Raw genomic sequence first — 699 nt, forward strand, 5'->3', positions numbered from 1 at the left:
TAACCCAAGTTTCCTAAAATAGAAGCATTTGAAATAGGAATAATTTTGAGTTGCGAAAACAAAACTTCTACTCAAATGCTTCAGGACAAAGTTATTGGAATTTACTGTTTAGTGGATGATATATTGAAAGGCATCCATCATCATGAACACAAGGAACGAAAAGTTAGTGATAGCGAGATCATAAGCACGGCAATAGTGTCAGCTCTTTATTTTAAAGGAAACCAGTTTCATGCTATTAATTATATGCGCACACATGCTATGATACCTGGTATGATTGGCAAGAGTGGTTTTAACAAACGGTTGCATAAGGTTGCCTCGCTGTTGATGTGGTTGTTTTTACACATTGGCAGAATGTTCAAATATTTGTGTGCAGAGTTGGAATATATCATTGATTCGTTTCCATTAAAAGTCTGCCATAACATACGTATTAACAGGAGCAAATTATTAACAGGAGAACAGTGGAGAGGCTTCAATGCCAGTAAAAGGGAATATTTTTATGGGGTAAAGGTACAGTTGATTACAACCAAAAATGGTATACCGGTTGAAATTTGTTTTTCACCTGGTAGCGAACATGATGTAGAAGCCTTGCAGAAAATGTTTATGGATCTGCCGCCAGAGAGCTCTTTATTTGGAGACAGTGCCTACACGGCATACCAACTGGAAGGAAGAGCTATACAAAGAAACAGAATTGATAGAGCT

At 37.2% G+C, this 699-nt stretch carries 1 protein-coding gene; it reads left to right on the forward strand.

Annotated elements, in window-relative coordinates; translation table 11 throughout:
* Positions 1 to 75 precede the first annotated feature (75 nt).
* Positions 76 to 699: IS982 family transposase (locus JK139_RS15410; RefSeq protein WP_218332183.1), on the forward strand; the 624-nt coding region annotated here is incomplete at its 3' end.

The organism is Hydrotalea lipotrueae (assembly GCF_019249625.1).
Lineage (GTDB): Bacteria > Bacteroidota > Bacteroidia > Chitinophagales > Chitinophagaceae > Hydrotalea > Hydrotalea flava.